The 13,887-nt window shown below is 64.1% G+C and carries 15 protein-coding genes; all 15 read right to left on the reverse strand.

Features of this window, described 5'->3' with window-relative positions; translation table 11 throughout:
• Window positions 1–115 precede the first annotated feature (115 nt).
• The 15 genes from QOC76_RS20085 to QOC76_RS20155 all read right to left on the reverse strand — a co-directional run bounded on the left by QOC76_RS20085 (window position 116) and on the right by QOC76_RS20155 (window position 13,766).
• Window positions 116–688 carry a MarR family winged helix-turn-helix transcriptional regulator gene (locus QOC76_RS20085; protein ID WP_526359613.1) on the reverse strand — a complete coding sequence of 191 codons (573 nt, stop codon included), beginning with the start codon at window positions 686–688 and terminating at the stop codon, window positions 116–118.
• Window positions 689–746: 58 nt separating this feature from the next.
• On the reverse strand, window positions 747–995 hold the full coding sequence (locus QOC76_RS20090) for a hypothetical protein (protein ID WP_526359615.1): 249 nt from the start codon (window positions 993–995) through the stop codon (window positions 747–749).
• Window positions 996–1,282: 287 nt separating this feature from the next.
• Entirely contained in the window at window positions 1,283–1,942 is a 660-nt protein-coding gene (locus QOC76_RS20095) for a TetR/AcrR family transcriptional regulator (RefSeq protein WP_526359617.1), read from the reverse strand.
• A gap of 719 nt (window positions 1,943–2,661) precedes the next feature.
• On the reverse strand, window positions 2,662–3,426 hold the full coding sequence (locus tag QOC76_RS20100) for an enoyl-CoA hydratase/isomerase family protein (protein ID WP_526359619.1): 765 nt from the start codon (window positions 3,424–3,426) through the stop codon (window positions 2,662–2,664).
• Between the two features lies 1 nt (window position 3,427).
• Window positions 3,428–3,919, reverse strand: a complete 492-nt coding sequence (locus tag QOC76_RS20105; protein WP_526359622.1) for a hypothetical protein — start codon at window positions 3,917–3,919, stop codon at window positions 3,428–3,430.
• A 418-nt stretch (window positions 3,920–4,337) separates the two neighbouring features.
• Window positions 4,338–5,780, reverse strand: coding sequence for an aldehyde dehydrogenase family protein (locus tag QOC76_RS20110; protein ID WP_526359625.1), 1,443 nt, complete (start codon window positions 5,778–5,780; stop codon window positions 4,338–4,340).
• A gap of 47 nt (window positions 5,781–5,827) precedes the next feature.
• Window positions 5,828–6,265: a cupin domain-containing protein gene (locus QOC76_RS20115; protein ID WP_526359627.1), complete on the reverse strand. Its 438-nt coding sequence runs from the start codon at window positions 6,263–6,265 to the stop codon at window positions 5,828–5,830.
• The gene (locus QOC76_RS20120) at window positions 6,262–7,224 is read right to left on the reverse strand and encodes a dihydrodipicolinate synthase family protein (RefSeq protein ID WP_526359629.1); all 963 of its coding nucleotides are present in this window, start codon (window positions 7,222–7,224) and stop codon (window positions 6,262–6,264) included. Before QOC76_RS20120 ends, QOC76_RS20115 begins: the two co-directional genes overlap by 4 nt.
• A gap of 8 nt (window positions 7,225–7,232) precedes the next feature.
• Entirely contained in the window at window positions 7,233–8,132 is a 900-nt protein-coding gene (locus QOC76_RS20125; RefSeq protein ID WP_526359631.1) for a VOC family protein, read from the reverse strand.
• A 67-nt stretch (window positions 8,133–8,199) separates the two neighbouring features.
• Window positions 8,200–8,925, reverse strand: a complete 726-nt coding sequence (locus QOC76_RS20130; RefSeq protein WP_526359633.1) for an SDR family NAD(P)-dependent oxidoreductase — start codon at window positions 8,923–8,925, stop codon at window positions 8,200–8,202.
• A gap of 2 nt (window positions 8,926–8,927) precedes the next feature.
• Window positions 8,928–10,106, reverse strand: coding sequence for a cytochrome P450 (locus tag QOC76_RS20135; protein WP_526359635.1), 1,179 nt, complete (start codon window positions 10,104–10,106; stop codon window positions 8,928–8,930).
• 178 nt (window positions 10,107–10,284) lie between these two features.
• Window positions 10,285–11,052 carry a maleate cis-trans isomerase family protein gene (locus QOC76_RS20140; protein ID WP_526359637.1) on the reverse strand — a complete coding sequence of 256 codons (768 nt, stop codon included), beginning with the start codon at window positions 11,050–11,052 and terminating at the stop codon, window positions 10,285–10,287.
• Window positions 11,045–11,857, reverse strand: a complete 813-nt coding sequence (locus tag QOC76_RS20145) for an MBL fold metallo-hydrolase (RefSeq protein ID WP_526359639.1) — start codon at window positions 11,855–11,857, stop codon at window positions 11,045–11,047. The genes QOC76_RS20140 and QOC76_RS20145 overlap by 8 nt, the downstream gene beginning before the upstream one ends.
• Window positions 11,854–12,627, reverse strand: a complete 774-nt coding sequence (locus QOC76_RS20150; protein WP_526359641.1) for an SDR family NAD(P)-dependent oxidoreductase — start codon at window positions 12,625–12,627, stop codon at window positions 11,854–11,856. The genes QOC76_RS20145 and QOC76_RS20150 overlap by 4 nt, the downstream gene beginning before the upstream one ends.
• Window positions 12,624–13,766, reverse strand: a complete 1,143-nt coding sequence (locus QOC76_RS20155) for a cytochrome P450 (RefSeq protein ID WP_526359643.1) — start codon at window positions 13,764–13,766, stop codon at window positions 12,624–12,626. Before QOC76_RS20155 ends, QOC76_RS20150 begins: the two co-directional genes overlap by 4 nt.
• Between the last annotated feature and the right edge of the window lie 121 nt (window positions 13,767–13,887).

The raw sequence follows: 13,887 nt of genomic DNA on the forward strand, positions 1-13,887 counted from the left end.
CCAGCTTCGGAGGCCGCGCTCAACGACTGCCGGCTTACGCCGATAAGCGATCATTGCTTTGCCGGATGCCAGGGCCCGGGGGACGTGTAGTCCGCCGGTCATCGACGATTGCGGTTCACTGGGCGATCGGCACCGTCGGGGGAACCGGCTTGCGCCGCTTCCCCGTGTCTGCGCCGCGCGGGAGCGGCGCATCACTGATCCGGCCGCTCCGGTTGGGTTGGCCTGCGCAGGATTCGCCACTGTGGACGAGTGATGCCAGTCGCGCGTAGCTGATGGCATCGAGAGCGGCGATGACGTTCCACAACGCACTGTCGAGGTCGAAGGAACCACCGTCTCCGAGGGCCTCTACCACTATGGCCTCGATACGATCGACGACTTCTGTTGCACCGTGGTATAGCTCGTCGCCGACCGGGGTAAGTGTGATCCGCAGCGTCCGTGACCCCTCGGTGGAGCTGCGGTCGATCAGCCCGCGCTGCTCAAGCTTGCCGATCAGCCGGGTGAGCGCCTGGGGTGTCACTGTAACGACGCGGGCGACGTCGGCTGCAGAGATGGCTCCGCGACGCGCTACCGAGTCCAGGAGGCCGTATTCGGCGACGCTCAGCCCGAATTGGCGTAACTCGCGGTTGAGGCGGAAATGCAGAGCCCGCTCGGCTCGCTTGATCAACTCGACGACTCGTACCATATCCATCCCTGTTCGTTCGACCAGTGCTTCTCGTCGGAAAAGGCGTTCGCCCTTCCGACGCCGTTCACCCACAATGCATTCGACTCATCTCCAAGGCGCGGGCCGCGATCTTCTGGAACGCTGCATCAACCTCGTCGTCGTGAATATGGAACAAGTCCAGCGCCTCAGGGATGGATAGGTCTGGGGAGATTAGGCTGGCAATCGCGATCGCCTGAGCGTAGGCCGAGACCTCGCTCTGCGCGGGGTCTCGGGCCTGCACGGCCGCGATCTGGCGGGCGGAAGCCTCGATGATGTCTTCAAGCGCGTGGGTCACCGACACATCCCCCGTGCGTGATCGCAGGGCCACTACCACCCCGTGTCCGACTTGCCGCCGACTCTGAACAAGATCCACTTGCCTGCCCAACCTCACACGCGTGCAGCGGTCCGACCAGACCGTATCAACATGTATAGCAATATGTTGATACCCCCGTCAAGGTGCGGTTATCTGCGAGCAGGGGCAACAGTTGATGTTCCATTGGGTGTCTCGGGGTCGGGGCACCCAGTGTTTATGCGTTGCCGGAGGGTTCCGATATCGGCATCGGCGTCGGTCGCGGCCCGGCGCTAATCACCTTCGGCGGCGGCACCGTTACCAGCCACCGCAGCGAGCAGCAATGTTACCGATCGCGCTAACTCGCGCCGGTCGACGCCCAGTGCGGTGTCGTGCGGTCCGTACATCGCGACACTGTCGAGCAGTGTCACCAGAATGGCGGCGACGGCGGTGGGGGCCACGGATCCAGCGAGGTGACCGGCGGCCTGCGCGGCCGCTACTTTGCGCGCGAGAGCATTTTTGACGGGCAACAGATCTTGCTTTCTGATCGCCGCCCAGCGCTCGTTGCCGTCTTGGGCGGCAATGTTGCGAGCACGGAGCACCGCGCGGTGGCGGTCCCAGTGCTCCAGGTAGGCCCCGACGAACTGCTCAATAGTGTGCAGTGCCTGATCGCCCGTCCAATCCGTGGCGAGGGCTTCGTTCAACCCTTCGGAGATTGGACCGATTTCCTCGTTAAGCGCCAGCACGGCGCCGTCGATGTCATCGAAATACTGGTAAAAAGCTGGCGTTGAAAAACCGACCTCTTGGGCGATGTCAGCGAGGCGCAGGCCGCGGAGGCCGTTCTCCTCGACCAAGCGCTCGATGGACCGCAGAATGCGATCGCGTGTTTCGGTGCCGCGTCGCCCTAACGGGCGTCCGTCGGTCGCCAGGTGTGCGGTGCCGACCTCGATCATTCTTCATCGACCATCTCTGCCGGTGGTGGAGCTCAGCAGGACTTGTCGACCACTCTCGTTCGCGGTGACCGTGGCACGGCGGCCAGGTTGCCCCAGGCAGCCGTCGCCCCGGTCCCGCTCACGGTGTCCCTTGATGTGGCCCACCTAGGCATACTAACCGGTCGCCGCCGGCTCAGCAGTCGGGTTGAAGGCTGTTAACCCGTGTTGTTCCAGGTTAGAGGCTGCTTCTGGGTCGCGATCGGGTTCGTCGTGGCACGCGGCCGGCTTGGTGCCGCCCCACCGTCGCATTTCCCTCACCGGTGGGGTGGTCGCGAATCCGTCCGGTATGGGGTTCGGGCCGGATGCCCATCCATGCTCGAGGTGCAGCGCCACCAGAGCATCACCGGGTGTAGAGAACGGCAAATGACCGCTGTCGATGGTGCGGAACCTCGCTACGCATCGGTCGGCGAGCAGGTGCTGAAACGATGGGGGCAAACGTTATCCGAGTTGCCCACATGAGTGTTGTCGATGGAGTCGAAGCGGTGCCCTAAACTGACCGGCGTATTGAGAGGATCGGGTCACGATCGCCTCCCCATGCACCTCGCACCGTGCATGCCACCGTGTACGAAGAATTAGGGATCACCGAGCTGCCCCTGACGGGCGCACCGACCGCACCACGCGCGGTGATCATCGGTTGGGCTAGGGCGAGCGTCGCGTCCCCCCGACAACAGCATGGCTGTCTACTCGCCGCTGAAGACGGGCTGCGTGCGGGCCAGACTGGCGGCGATACCGTTGCGGCTGTCCTGGGTCGCCCACAGTTTCTGCTGCTCGATGAGCTCTCGCTCCAGCGCAGCACGCACCTGCCGCACCATCCGGGCGCGCAGCGTCTCCCTGATCGACTGCACCGCCAGCGGTGCGGCTGCCGCGATCTCAGCGGCCCATCGCATCGCCTCGGGGCGAAGTTGATCCTCAGCCACGACGCGGTCGACAAGCCCGATCTGCGCGGCTCGCACGCCATCGATGCGTCGGCTGGTGTAAAGCAGATCTTGCGCGTGCTGGGCGCCGACGAGAGCGGGCAGTGTGACGCTCAGCCCGAAGCCATGATGAAGCCCCAGCATGGAGAAGTTGGCGTGGAATCGGGTGGCAGGTGTTGCGATCCGGAAGTCCGCCGCGCAGGCCAGCCCGACACCACCGCCAACCGCATTCCCGTGCACCGCGGCGATAATGGGAATGGTGACGTCGAAGAGGCGAATCGCCTCGCGGTACAACAATTCGGAGGACCGGATCCGGCCGCTTCCCAACTCGCTGTCAGCGAAGTTGGCGCCCGCGCAGAAATGCTTGCCCTGCGAGCACAAGACAATGGCGCGTGATCCCGCTGCACTGAATTGTGCAGCCGCATCGACGATCTCGCCGATAAGTTGGCGGTCGAAGTAGTTGGCCGGAGGCCTGGTGATCTCAATGACCGCCACGTGCTCGACGGCGCCGACTGTGAGGTTGTGCGTCATCTCATGCCTTATCCGTGAAGACACCGACGGTGATCGTCGACGAGGAGGCCGCCGTGGCGAAGCGGGGAAGAGCCGACGGGTGCGACGCGGGGAAACGTCGGCCTGCCGCGCTCAACGGCCGATACTGCGGGTCTGGTGAGCCCGATCCGAAAGACCCGGCCTGAGCAGTTTGTGGCGGAGCGGCGCCAATTTGGGGGTATCGACGAGTTTCATCCCGGAAGCCAACGCGCACAACCGAATTCCTACTGACCGACTTGATGGGTGGATTCAGCCAGCCGACCCAGTCTGTGAATATCACGTGGTGGGTTGCGGGATGGGTGGGCGGCGCCGCGACACACTCCCGATCGGCCAAAATGCGGTGGATGTCCGTCGCCAACTTTCTACCGCCGATGCCGAACGACGCGTATTGTCTGGAATTTACAAATTGCTGCAAATCCGTCAGTCCCACCAGCTCTGCTTCGGGGCGGCGCATCACCATATCGGTAGCGACCAACTCGGCTATCGTGTCACCCCGTCGCCGAAAAGCATGAAGAACTCCGGGTTTGAGGGCCATCAGCCCGTCCAGAGCTTTCAGAGATCACCCGAATCTTGGCCCACCTTTGACGGGGTCGAACACGAAGTGCCCTACAGGCTCAGGATCTGGATGGTGCACGACGCCAACATGGCCAGACGACCGGTTACCCCGGTTGCGCAGTGCACGACGCGGTACTTCCCGCTGCCAGCGGTTGTCACGCATGGGACGGCTTCCCTCGGCCTCGGGCGGTTGTAAGCTACGCCAGTTCCGGGAGCGCCCGACGAGCTGATCGTGCAATACCTTTGATTTGCCAAAACCCCCTTCGGCCTCGACCAGCGATGGTGCCGCCTCACCCACACTGACGATGGACGAGGTCGGGGGTGCAGTTGGCCTGTGCTTAGAGATGGCTATCGGTGATCGACTTCAGTTGAATGTATTGAGCGAGTCCGACAGGGCCCCCGAACTCGCGGCCGACGCCGCTTTCCTTGAACCCGCCGAACGGTCCGTCAGGGTCGATGGTGAAAAGGCTGTGCCCGTTGACGAACGTCGTCCCGGCCTCCAACCGTTCTCCGATGGCAAACGCTCGGTCGATGTCGGTGGACCACACCGACGAGGCAAGCCCGTACTCGCTGTCGTTGGCGCGCGTGATCGCCTCCTCTTCGTCCTCGAATTTCATGATCGGCAGGATCGGACCCATCTGCTCGCAGGAGACGATTGCCGAGGACTCAGGCGGATTGAACACCAGGTACGGCAGCATGAAGTAGCCGTCGTCGATGGCGGTTCCCTCGGCGTAGGAACCGAGTTGGGCGACATCGTAATCGCGCTGAGTCTCGGCGAGGAGTTCTCCGACCTTGACGAATTGTCGCTCGTTGTTGAACGGTCCCATGGTGACTTCGGGTCGTGCACCGTCGCCGACGACGATTTCATCGACCGCGGCACGTAGGCGTTCGGTGAGTTCGCCGTACCGCGACTCGTGCACATACAACCTCTTGATGGCGAAGCAAATCTGGCCGGTTGCTGAAAACGCGCCGGTGACAATGCGCTTGACCATTTCCTCAGTGATGTCGACATCGTGCAGGACCAAGGCGGCGTCGTTTCCCCCGAGTTCAAGGGTCACTCTGGCCAGATGACTTGCGGCGTCGGCCATTACCAGCTTGCCGGTGGCAGTGCTGCCGGTGAAGGCGACCTTCCCGACACGTTTGTCCCTCACCAAGGAGGTGCCCACCTCTGGGCCGAATCCCGATACGATGTTCAACACGCCAGGCGGCAGCGCCGCCGCAATCGCTCCCAGGCACTGCAGGGTGGCTAGTGGCCCGAACTCGGGCACCTTGATCACCATCGTGTTGCCCGCCAGCAACCCGGGTCCGATTTTCACCGAGGCCAGGGTCGGGGGAAAGTTCCAGGGAATGATCGCAACACACACACCGATCGGCTGCTTCTGGACGACCAGGCGTCGGCGGTCGTCCTGCAGAACCTCATCGGCCAGCCATTCGGGATGGCCGGCGTAGTAACCGATTCCCATCATCGTGATCTGAAAATCGATCATCGATTCCGCGAGGGTCTTACCGTTCTCGGCGGTCAGGAGCGCAGCCCAGTCGTTGACGTGTGCGCTCATGGTGCCGAGCGCCTGCAGCAGCGCCGCTGCACGATCTTCGGCCGAGAGTTTGCGCCACGCGGGCAGGGCGGCAGCGGCAGCGCTGACAGCGGCGTCGGCTTGCTGGGCGGTTCCATTCGGGTACCGCCCCACCAGCTCACTGAGACGTGCGGGATTGCGCACGTCGATCCATTCGCTACTCACGACGGGCTTGCCGTCGATGGTCATCGTTGCTTCCACGGTCATGGTGGTCTCCAGTTCTAGTTCGACGTCGTTGGAGTGGTCCTGGGTGGTTACTGTGGTCGTTGCATCCGCACCTTCTCGTATGGGCCGGGGCTGACGATGGCGACGTAGGACGCCCGCTGGGTGGTGGTGTTCCGGATGCCGTGAGCGACCCGGGCGGGAACCATCACGGCTTCGCCCCGCCGTACCGTCTGCGGTGCCTGATCACCAAGGGTGTATTCACACTGGCCCTCGATCACGATGTGCAGATGCTCAGAGGCGGGATGGAGGTGGTAGTCGTTTTCCTGTCCTGGCTCCAGATTCCAGACCACCACGCCGATCTGCCCGGCGACGTAGGTGAGCACCGCGGTAGGGAGTGTGCTGTCGAATTGCTGGTATCGCGACAGCGGGAACACCAGCGTGGACAGGTCAGCCGGATCGATTTCGTGGGCCAGGTCCTGGATGAGGATCTCGTTGATTGTCTCGGGAAGGTCTGGCATGTTGGTCATTTCACACTTCCTCGGTACTTGTCTCGAAGGGCGGCCCAGGCTTTGCCGTTGCTTTCAGCGGCCTGAACCCAGTCATCAGGCAGATCGGTGTAGGGCGCGCGGCACGGCCCGGCGTTCATGTAGCCCGCGGCGTTGATGCGAGCCTTCTCCATCTGCGCGTTGTATTGGGCGAACGCGGCGAAATCGGGGACGGGCAAAGGTATCGACTCGATGTCCTCGATGACGCACCGTGCAGCGTCCACGTCTCCGCGCGCGTGCGCGTCGAGGAACGCCACCCAGGGTTCGGGCCCCATGGCCGCCGAGGTTGCCCATGCACCGGTGACCGCCTGGGGCGCAAGCCGATACATCGCGCCCAACGCGCCCCCTTCCCCGGCAAGTAGAGCGACCCGCCCGTCGACCGCCTCCAGATGCTCAGCGGTGACGAACCCCATCTTCGCGGCGATCACGGTCGGCGCCTGCGCGCACACTTGTGTCCAGAACTGCGGTCCGAAGTCGAATTTAAAGAACAAGCTGTTGGCGTACACCAGCACCGGCAGATCGGGCACCGCCTCGCTGAGGTCGGCGTAGAAGCGCACGGCGTTGGCCGGGGTCGGTGTCTGCCACATCGGCAGGCCCACCAGTGCACCCGATCCTCCGAGGTCGCGGACCGCTTTCATCTGCCGGACCACCTCGCGTGTGCCCAAGGCCGTTGTCCCGCACCACACCGGCACGGTGCCGTCTACGGCGTCGACAACCGTGCCGAAGTACGCCGCCTTCTCCGGCCACAACAGCGCGCCGCACTCCCCGGTCGTCCCGCACAGCCCGATGCCGCCGACGCCGTCAGCGACCAGCGCGCGCGCCATCCGGGTCGCCTCGACCAGGTCCACCGAGTTCACCTCGGGGTCCCACCAATCGGTGAACTCCAGGCACGGGGTCGGCGGCAACGCCAACAAGCCCCGCACGTCACGGGCAGAAAGCATTGATCCTCCTAGGTGTAGAGGTTGACGAGGCCCTCGTGGCCCCACTCGCCAGCGTTCGGTTGTAACACGTTGTACTGCTCGACCTTCCAAGTTCGTGGATCGATGGTTCGTGGGTTCCAGCCGTACTCGAAGTGCCAGCCCGACGGGTTCTTGAAGTAGAACGAGAACATTCGGTCGTTGACATGCCGGCCCAGTCCCACCGAGACGATGTCTTCTGTCTTGCAGATGTCATGGGTCACGCCCACGTCGTCGATGGACAATGTCTCGAGCATGATGTGCTGCGCGTGACGCGACGCCGCCGGATTGAAAAACAATGCCAGCGAATGATGGCGGGAGTTACAGTGCAGAAACGCCGCGAGGCGGTGACCACCGGGGGCCACTGCCCAGTCGGTGACACCGAAACCCAGTGTTTCGACGTAGAACTGGACCGACGCCTCAAGGTCGTCTACGAATAGCACAATGTGGCCCAATCCGACGTCGCTGGTGACGAATCCGTGGTTGGGCCGAGCAGGCGCGACAGGCGGGCAGAACATCATCTCCGGCCCGACGACCAGTTCAGTGCGCACGCCGGTATGAATGTCGGTGAACCACACCATTTCGACGACGCGGTGGTCTGAGGCGGTCTCGCCGGACACCGCGTTGACCTCCATGCCGGCCTTCTCGATACCTTCGGCGAGCTCCTGCAGTGATCGCGAATCCTGGACCTGCCACATCACCGAGCTGACGTCTTCGGTGTCTGACGAGTACACGGCTAAGCGGTGATGGTGGTCGTCGATCCGCAGCAGTAGACGGTCATCTGTGCTGTCGGGGGACGCGTCGTGCCCTAAGACGTCCCTGGCATAGGCCCGCCAATCCTCCATCGTGCGGGTCCCGATTCCCACGCGGCACAGCTCCGCGATTTTCGCCATCCTCATCTACCTCTCTGACTGATCCTGTGGCATCCGGGGTTGTCAACGTTATGTATGGGCGGCGCAGTCATAGAAACGCGATCGCCCCCCCGTTGACCGCGAGCACCTGGCCGGTCACAAAACGTGCCGCGTCGGATGCCAGGTAGGCGCACGCCTCAGCCACGTCCTGTGGCGAACCGGCCCGGCCGAGGGGGATCTGCTGAACGACCTGCTCGGGGATCGTCACGTCGTCGTCGTTTTGGACCGCGCCCGGTGCCACACAATTGACGCGGACGTTGCGTGGGCCCAGCTCGACGGCCAGGGCCTTGGTCAGATGGGTCACCGCCGCTTTGCTCGCGTGGTAGTGCGCGCCCTGACCCCGAGTCACCGTGGTGCCGGCCTGCGATCCGATGTTGAGGATGACACCTCCGCTCGGCCTCATGAAGGGCAACACCGCACGCACACATAGGAAGGGTCCACGCAGGTTTACCGCGACCACGCAGTCCCACTCGCGGGGACTGATCTCCTCGAAGGGGTGGCGGTACCACACTCCCGCGTTGTTCACCAGGACGTCCACGCCGCCACCACGATGCACCGCGGTCGCGATCAGCCCATCGACGCTGTCAACATCGGTAACGTCGGTCTCGCAGAAGTGCATTCCCCGCATCGGCTCGCTCGGCCGGGCGATGTCGCCGACCACGACGGTGTAGCCGGCAACCTGGAACCGCTGCGCGATCGCGCGGCCGATACCACGGCCGCCCCCCGTGACGACCGCGCATCGCCGTCGGTCTTCGCGCATCTGGCCAGCGGTCATGCTCAGCGCATCTTCAACGTCACAGGAAGGTTGCGGAATCCGTGGAAGTTCGCTTGCCGGGCACGCGTGCCGTTTTCGGCGTCGACCTCGAAATCGGCCACCCGGTCGAGGAACTCCTCGAAGGCCACCCTGATCTCCAGGCGGGCCAGGGCGGCGCCCACGCACTGGTGCACGCCGTGCCCGAATCCCATATGCGAGTTGGGGGTCCGGCGGATGTCGTAGGTGTCGGGATGCGGGAATCGCCGCTCGTCACGGTTTGCCGCGGCCAACAGCAGCGCCACCTTGCGGCTCGGATCGAGATCGTGCCCGTGGACCGTGATCGCTTTGGGCAAGGTGCGTGCCAGGACGTGGATCGAGCTGTCATAACGCAGCGTCTCCTCAATGGCTGAGGACACCAAGCTCGAATCGGCGAGCAACATTTCTCGCTGATCGGGGTGTTCGGTCAGACAAAACGCCATATTCCCCATGAGCAGATTTGTCGTGTCGTTACCGGCGATAAGCAGGATCACCAGGAAGCCCAGCAACTCCTCGTGGGTCAGCTGATCACCGTCACCCTGAGCCTCCGTCAGGGCACTGACCAGGTCGCCGGTCGGGTTCTTGCGACGGTCCTCCACCATCTCCGTGAAGTACTGGGCCAGTTCCACGGCGGCCTGGAAAACACGTGCCTGCTGTGCCGGTGTGCCGTCCACGCCGATCTCGAGCTGATCGGTCAGGACATCGGTCCACTCCCACATCTGCTTGACGTCGCTGGCCGGGACACCGAGCAGCTGACAGATCACGGTGACCGGCAACTTGACTGTGAAATCCTCGACGAAATCGGCTCCCTGGGAAGGGACTCCGTCGAGGAAGGTGCGGGTGAACGCGCGGATCGCGTCCTCCAACTGGGCGACCCTGCGTCCGGTGAACACTGCGCGCACCAGGGACCGCTGGCGCAGGTGAGCGGGCGGATCCATCGTGATGATCGACGGAGGGAGGGGATTGTTGTCGAGGGTGAGTCCGTTGACAGAGGAGAAGTCCGTCCAGTCCCGCAATGCGGTACGCACGTCCTCATATCGCGACAATACGTAGAAGCCGTGCTTCTCATTCAGATAGACAGGAGCCTCGTCGCGCAGTCGTTGATAGTAGGGAAACGGGTCATCATCGATCTCGAAATCGTAAGGGTCGTAGTAAAACTCGCTCATGATCGGAACATCTCCTTAATCTTGACCCGCGCCGACCCTGCCCGTCGGCGGGTGGTGGTTACCGCGGCCGCGTGTTCGCGCGGCCGCGAGTTCGGCTGCTAACGAGACATTTCACTGCAAATTGTCCTTCCCTGGCATCGACGTCTAAGCGGTGCGAGGCGCCACCCCGGGCCGCGGGTTATGTCCTAAGCAGAGCGCCGGCACCTGGCAGGGCTGGGGCGAGACCGAGCTCTTGCAGTAGCGTGAACGCGCCGGCGGTGGAGGCAGTCACCACCGGAACTCCGAAGCGTTGTTCTGCTGTCTGCACCAGGTCCAGAGAGGGCATCTGCACGCAAGCCGACAACACCAGGGCATCCGTTTCCCGAAGGTCCAATTCGGCGGCCGCCGCCATGATCCGATCGCCGTCAATGCGGCCCACGTCACGGTTGTCGGGGACCTCCAGCGCGCGCCACCCGGTCACCTCGATCCCGGCGCTCTCCACATATCCCACAACCTCCTCGGCAAGCGGACACATGTAGGGCATCACCATCGCGACCCTGCTCGCCTCGAGCGCACGCAGACCATTGAGTAACGCCCCGGCGCTGGAGGCCACGGCGGCGTGAATTTCATTGGCGGCCAACCCTTCCCGCAGTGCCGACTCGATAGACACATGCGCGTCACGGCCCTGCAGCATGACCGCCACAAGGCATGCATAGAGCACTGCGTCGATGCCGGCATCGGAGATCTCGTCGACACATCGGTCGGCTTGGGCGTTCATGCTGGTGAGCTCTTCTCGCGACACCGTCCGCATCCGCAGCCGACTGCTGTGAAAAGAGAAACGCGCTTTCTCGTGGCGGCCCAGCAGCAGCGGCAACTCGGTCTCGACGGTCGTGTTGCTGCTCGGCACGATCAATCCGATGCGGTGAAGGTTGCGTGTGTCACTGCCGCGCTGCCCGGTTTCAGTCATCGAACACCCAAGTCCTTTGCCCTTCGGCGAGCAGAAGCCGCCCAAAATGTAGGTTCGGAAAATGCGCCGCCCCGACCGGGATGTCGGTGCCCTCGAGTTCGCTGGCCAGTCGGCTGGCCGTTTGGCGGGCCAGCTTGGGATCGACGTCGCCGATCGTCTCCCACTCCTCGGCGACCAGCTCCACGGGGCAGTGCACGACGTCGCCGAGCAGAATGCCGCGGGCGACGCCCGAGGAGAGCACGACGATGGAGCTGCCGGGCGTGTGCCCCGGCGCGTCGACCACCTCGATCCCGGGAGCGATGGTGGTGGTGGCATCCCAGCACACCAGCCGATCTGTCAGCGGTGCCAGCTTTTCCGGTGCGCTCAGCAGTGATCCGGCGCCGGTGAAGTAGTCCCAGTCCGCGCGGTGGCATCGATAGGTCGCGTTCGGAAAGACGGGCCGACCATTGAGTGCTGCCCATCCGATGTGGTCGACGTGCAGATGTGTGAACACGACGTCGGTCACGTCCTGCACGCCAACACCGAGCGCCTTGAGGTTGTCGAGCAGGTGACCGCCGGGCATCGCGAAGCCGCGACTGACGATGGGACGGCTGTCGGGGCCGATGCCGGCATCAACCAGGACCAGGCGGTCGCGGCTCCGGATGAGATAGGCGCCCAGGGTCAGGCACAGCATGCCGTCGGAGTCGAGCAGTGAGGTGTGCGGGGCCCAGTCCTCGTTGGACGTGGTCGCGTACGCGGCTGTTGGGGCCCGCCGCACGACACAGTCGATCACGGGGGTGACAGTGATGTCGCCGATGGCCATCATGACGGCATCAAATAGCCACCGTTGACGACGACCGTCTGGCCGGTCACGTAGCCGGCGTCGGGGCTGAGTAGGAACCGAATGACTTTGCCGACATCCTCGGCGGTGCCGACACGGCGCAGCGGGGCCCTCGCGGCGTACTCGGCAAGGTATTCCTGGGGGTACTCCGCGGTGATGGCGGTGCTGATCAGGCCCGGGGCGACGGAGTTGACGCGCACACCGCTGGGTCCCCACTCCATCGCCAAGGATTTGGTGAGCGCGACGACACCGGCTTTGGAGGCGCTGTACTGCGCGGCGTTGAGCCGCCCGCTGAACGCCAGCGCCGAGGACACCGTCACGATGGAGCCCTCACGGTCGCGGCCGCACAGGTGCCGCGCGACCGCGGTGGCGCACAGGAACGTGCCAGTGAGGTTGACCCGCAGCACCTGATCGAACTGCCCGACCGTCATATCCATTGCCGGCGCGGCGTATTCGATGCCGGCGGAGGTGACGAGCCCGTCGATGCGACCAAAGGCACTGTGGGTGGCGTCGACCATCTGCTGCACGTCGTCCTCGTCGGCGACGTCACCGGCGAATGCCTCGGCCCGCACCCCGGCGGCCGCGAGGGCCTCAGCCGTGGTGTCAAGCAGGTCGGGTTTGAGATCGGCCAGCATCACCGAAGCTCCGGCGGCGCCGACGAGTTCTGCGGTGGCGCGCCCGATCCCCGATGCTGCTCCGGTGATGAGCACCACCGCGTCCTGCAATGTTTCGGCCGCCGCGGCGTGCTGACTCATGTGTCCCATTCCAGATCTAGGCGAAGTGGCACGCGGATACTGACGTTTCGCGCGAAGGCCATGTCGTGCGCGCCGCCAAGGCGCAGCGACGGAAGCCGGGCCGCCAGGCGCTCGAAGGCGATACGCCCTTGCAGTCGCGCCAGATTCGCTCCGATGCAGAAATGGATTCCCCGCCCGAACGCTAGGTGCTGCTTAGGTGGCCCGGAACGGATCTCAAAAGCCTCGGCGTGATCGAAGACGGCGTCGTCGCGGTTGCCGGATCCCAGCACGATCGCGACACGGGCCCCCGCCGGAATGGCGATACCCGCGACCTCGGTCGGACGCACCGCACGTCGCCACAGGATCTTGGCCGGCCCGTCGAAACGCAGGCCCTCCTCGATGACAGTGCCTGCCAGCGCCGGATCGGCACACAACGCCTCCCACTGTGTGCGTTCGTCCAACAGGTGAAAAAGGCTCATCGTCAAGGCGGTCGTCACGGTTTCGTGACCAGCGTTCACCAGGCCCATCACCTGTCCGACGATGACCACGTCGTCGAGAGGCTCATCGTCGTCGAACCGCAGCCGGGTTAGCTCCGAAATCAGGTCGTCGCCGGGCCGGTCCCGGCGCTCGGCGACAACGTCCTGCACGTAGCGCTGGAATGCGACGAAGCCCCGCGCCGCCTCAAGGTGATCCTCGAGCTCCATATCGCCCCACTGCAGGGCCAGTTTTTGGCCCGCCCAGCGATGTAACCTCTCGCCGTCTTCGAGGCGTAATCCCAAAAGCCGCAGGATGATCCGCAGCGGTAGAGGGTAGGCGAATGACGCCATGAATTCCGTGGGCGGCCCATTGCGCGTCATCGCATCGATGAGTTCATCAGCTGCGGTGCGGATCTCGTCCTCGAGTTGCCGCATCCGTCGCGCGGTGAACGCGGCGGCGGTGTGGCGACGGATCCGGCTGTGTTCGGGTCCGTCGAGCATGACCATCGCGCCGATTTTCGATGCCTCGAGGCCGGTCGCGAGAATGGCGGCGACCTCAGGAGGGTTGGGCAGAAACCGTTTCAAGATCTCGCTGCTGGAGAAATCCTCGTCGTCGGCCAGCACCGCACACAGGTCGTCGTAGCGCGTAATGACGTAGGCGTCCAGGGTCGGTGAGAAGAACACCGGTGTCTCGTGTCGAATTTTTCTCCAACTGGGGAAGGGATCCGCGATCTCCTTTGGTGCAGCGGGATTGAACGAGCTGTCGTACGGACACGCACTTGACGCAACGTTGCTCACAGCAGTC

Source organism: Mycobacterium sp., from assembly GCF_032159565.1.
In the GTDB taxonomy this organism is placed as follows: Bacteria; Actinomycetota; Actinomycetes; order Mycobacteriales; family Mycobacteriaceae; genus Mycobacterium.

Excerpts from the sequence above, each read along its gene's own strand:
- QOC76_RS20085 (WP_526359613.1), bottom strand. The coding sequence starts at position 688 with ATGGATATGGTACGAGTCGTCGAGTTGATCAAGCGAGCCGAGCGGGCT.
- QOC76_RS20095 (WP_526359617.1), bottom strand. The coding sequence starts at position 1,942 with ATGATCGAGGTCGGCACCGCACACCTGGCGACCGACGGACGCCCGTTA.
- QOC76_RS20100 (WP_526359619.1), bottom strand. The coding sequence starts at position 3,426 with ATGACGCACAACCTCACAGTCGGCGCCGTCGAGCACGTGGCGGTCATT.
- QOC76_RS20110 (WP_526359625.1), bottom strand. The coding sequence starts at position 5,780 with ATGACCGTGGAAGCAACGATGACCATCGACGGCAAGCCCGTCGTGAGT.
- QOC76_RS20115 (WP_526359627.1), bottom strand. The coding sequence starts at position 6,265 with ATGACCAACATGCCAGACCTTCCCGAGACAATCAACGAGATCCTCATC.
- QOC76_RS20120 (WP_526359629.1), bottom strand. The coding sequence starts at position 7,224 with ATGCTTTCTGCCCGTGACGTGCGGGGCTTGTTGGCGTTGCCGCCGACC.
- QOC76_RS20125 (WP_526359631.1), bottom strand. The coding sequence starts at position 8,132 with ATGGCGAAAATCGCGGAGCTGTGCCGCGTGGGAATCGGGACCCGCACG.
- QOC76_RS20130 (WP_526359633.1), bottom strand. The coding sequence starts at position 8,925 with ATGACCGCTGGCCAGATGCGCGAAGACCGACGGCGATGCGCGGTCGTC.
- QOC76_RS20135 (WP_526359635.1), bottom strand. The coding sequence starts at position 10,106 with ATGAGCGAGTTTTACTACGACCCTTACGATTTCGAGATCGATGATGAC.
- QOC76_RS20140 (WP_526359637.1), bottom strand. The coding sequence starts at position 11,052 with ATGACTGAAACCGGGCAGCGCGGCAGTGACACACGCAACCTTCACCGC.
- QOC76_RS20145 (WP_526359639.1), bottom strand. The coding sequence starts at position 11,857 with ATGATGGCCATCGGCGACATCACTGTCACCCCCGTGATCGACTGTGTC.
- QOC76_RS20150 (WP_526359641.1), bottom strand. The coding sequence starts at position 12,627 with ATGAGTCAGCACGCCGCGGCGGCCGAAACATTGCAGGACGCGGTGGTG.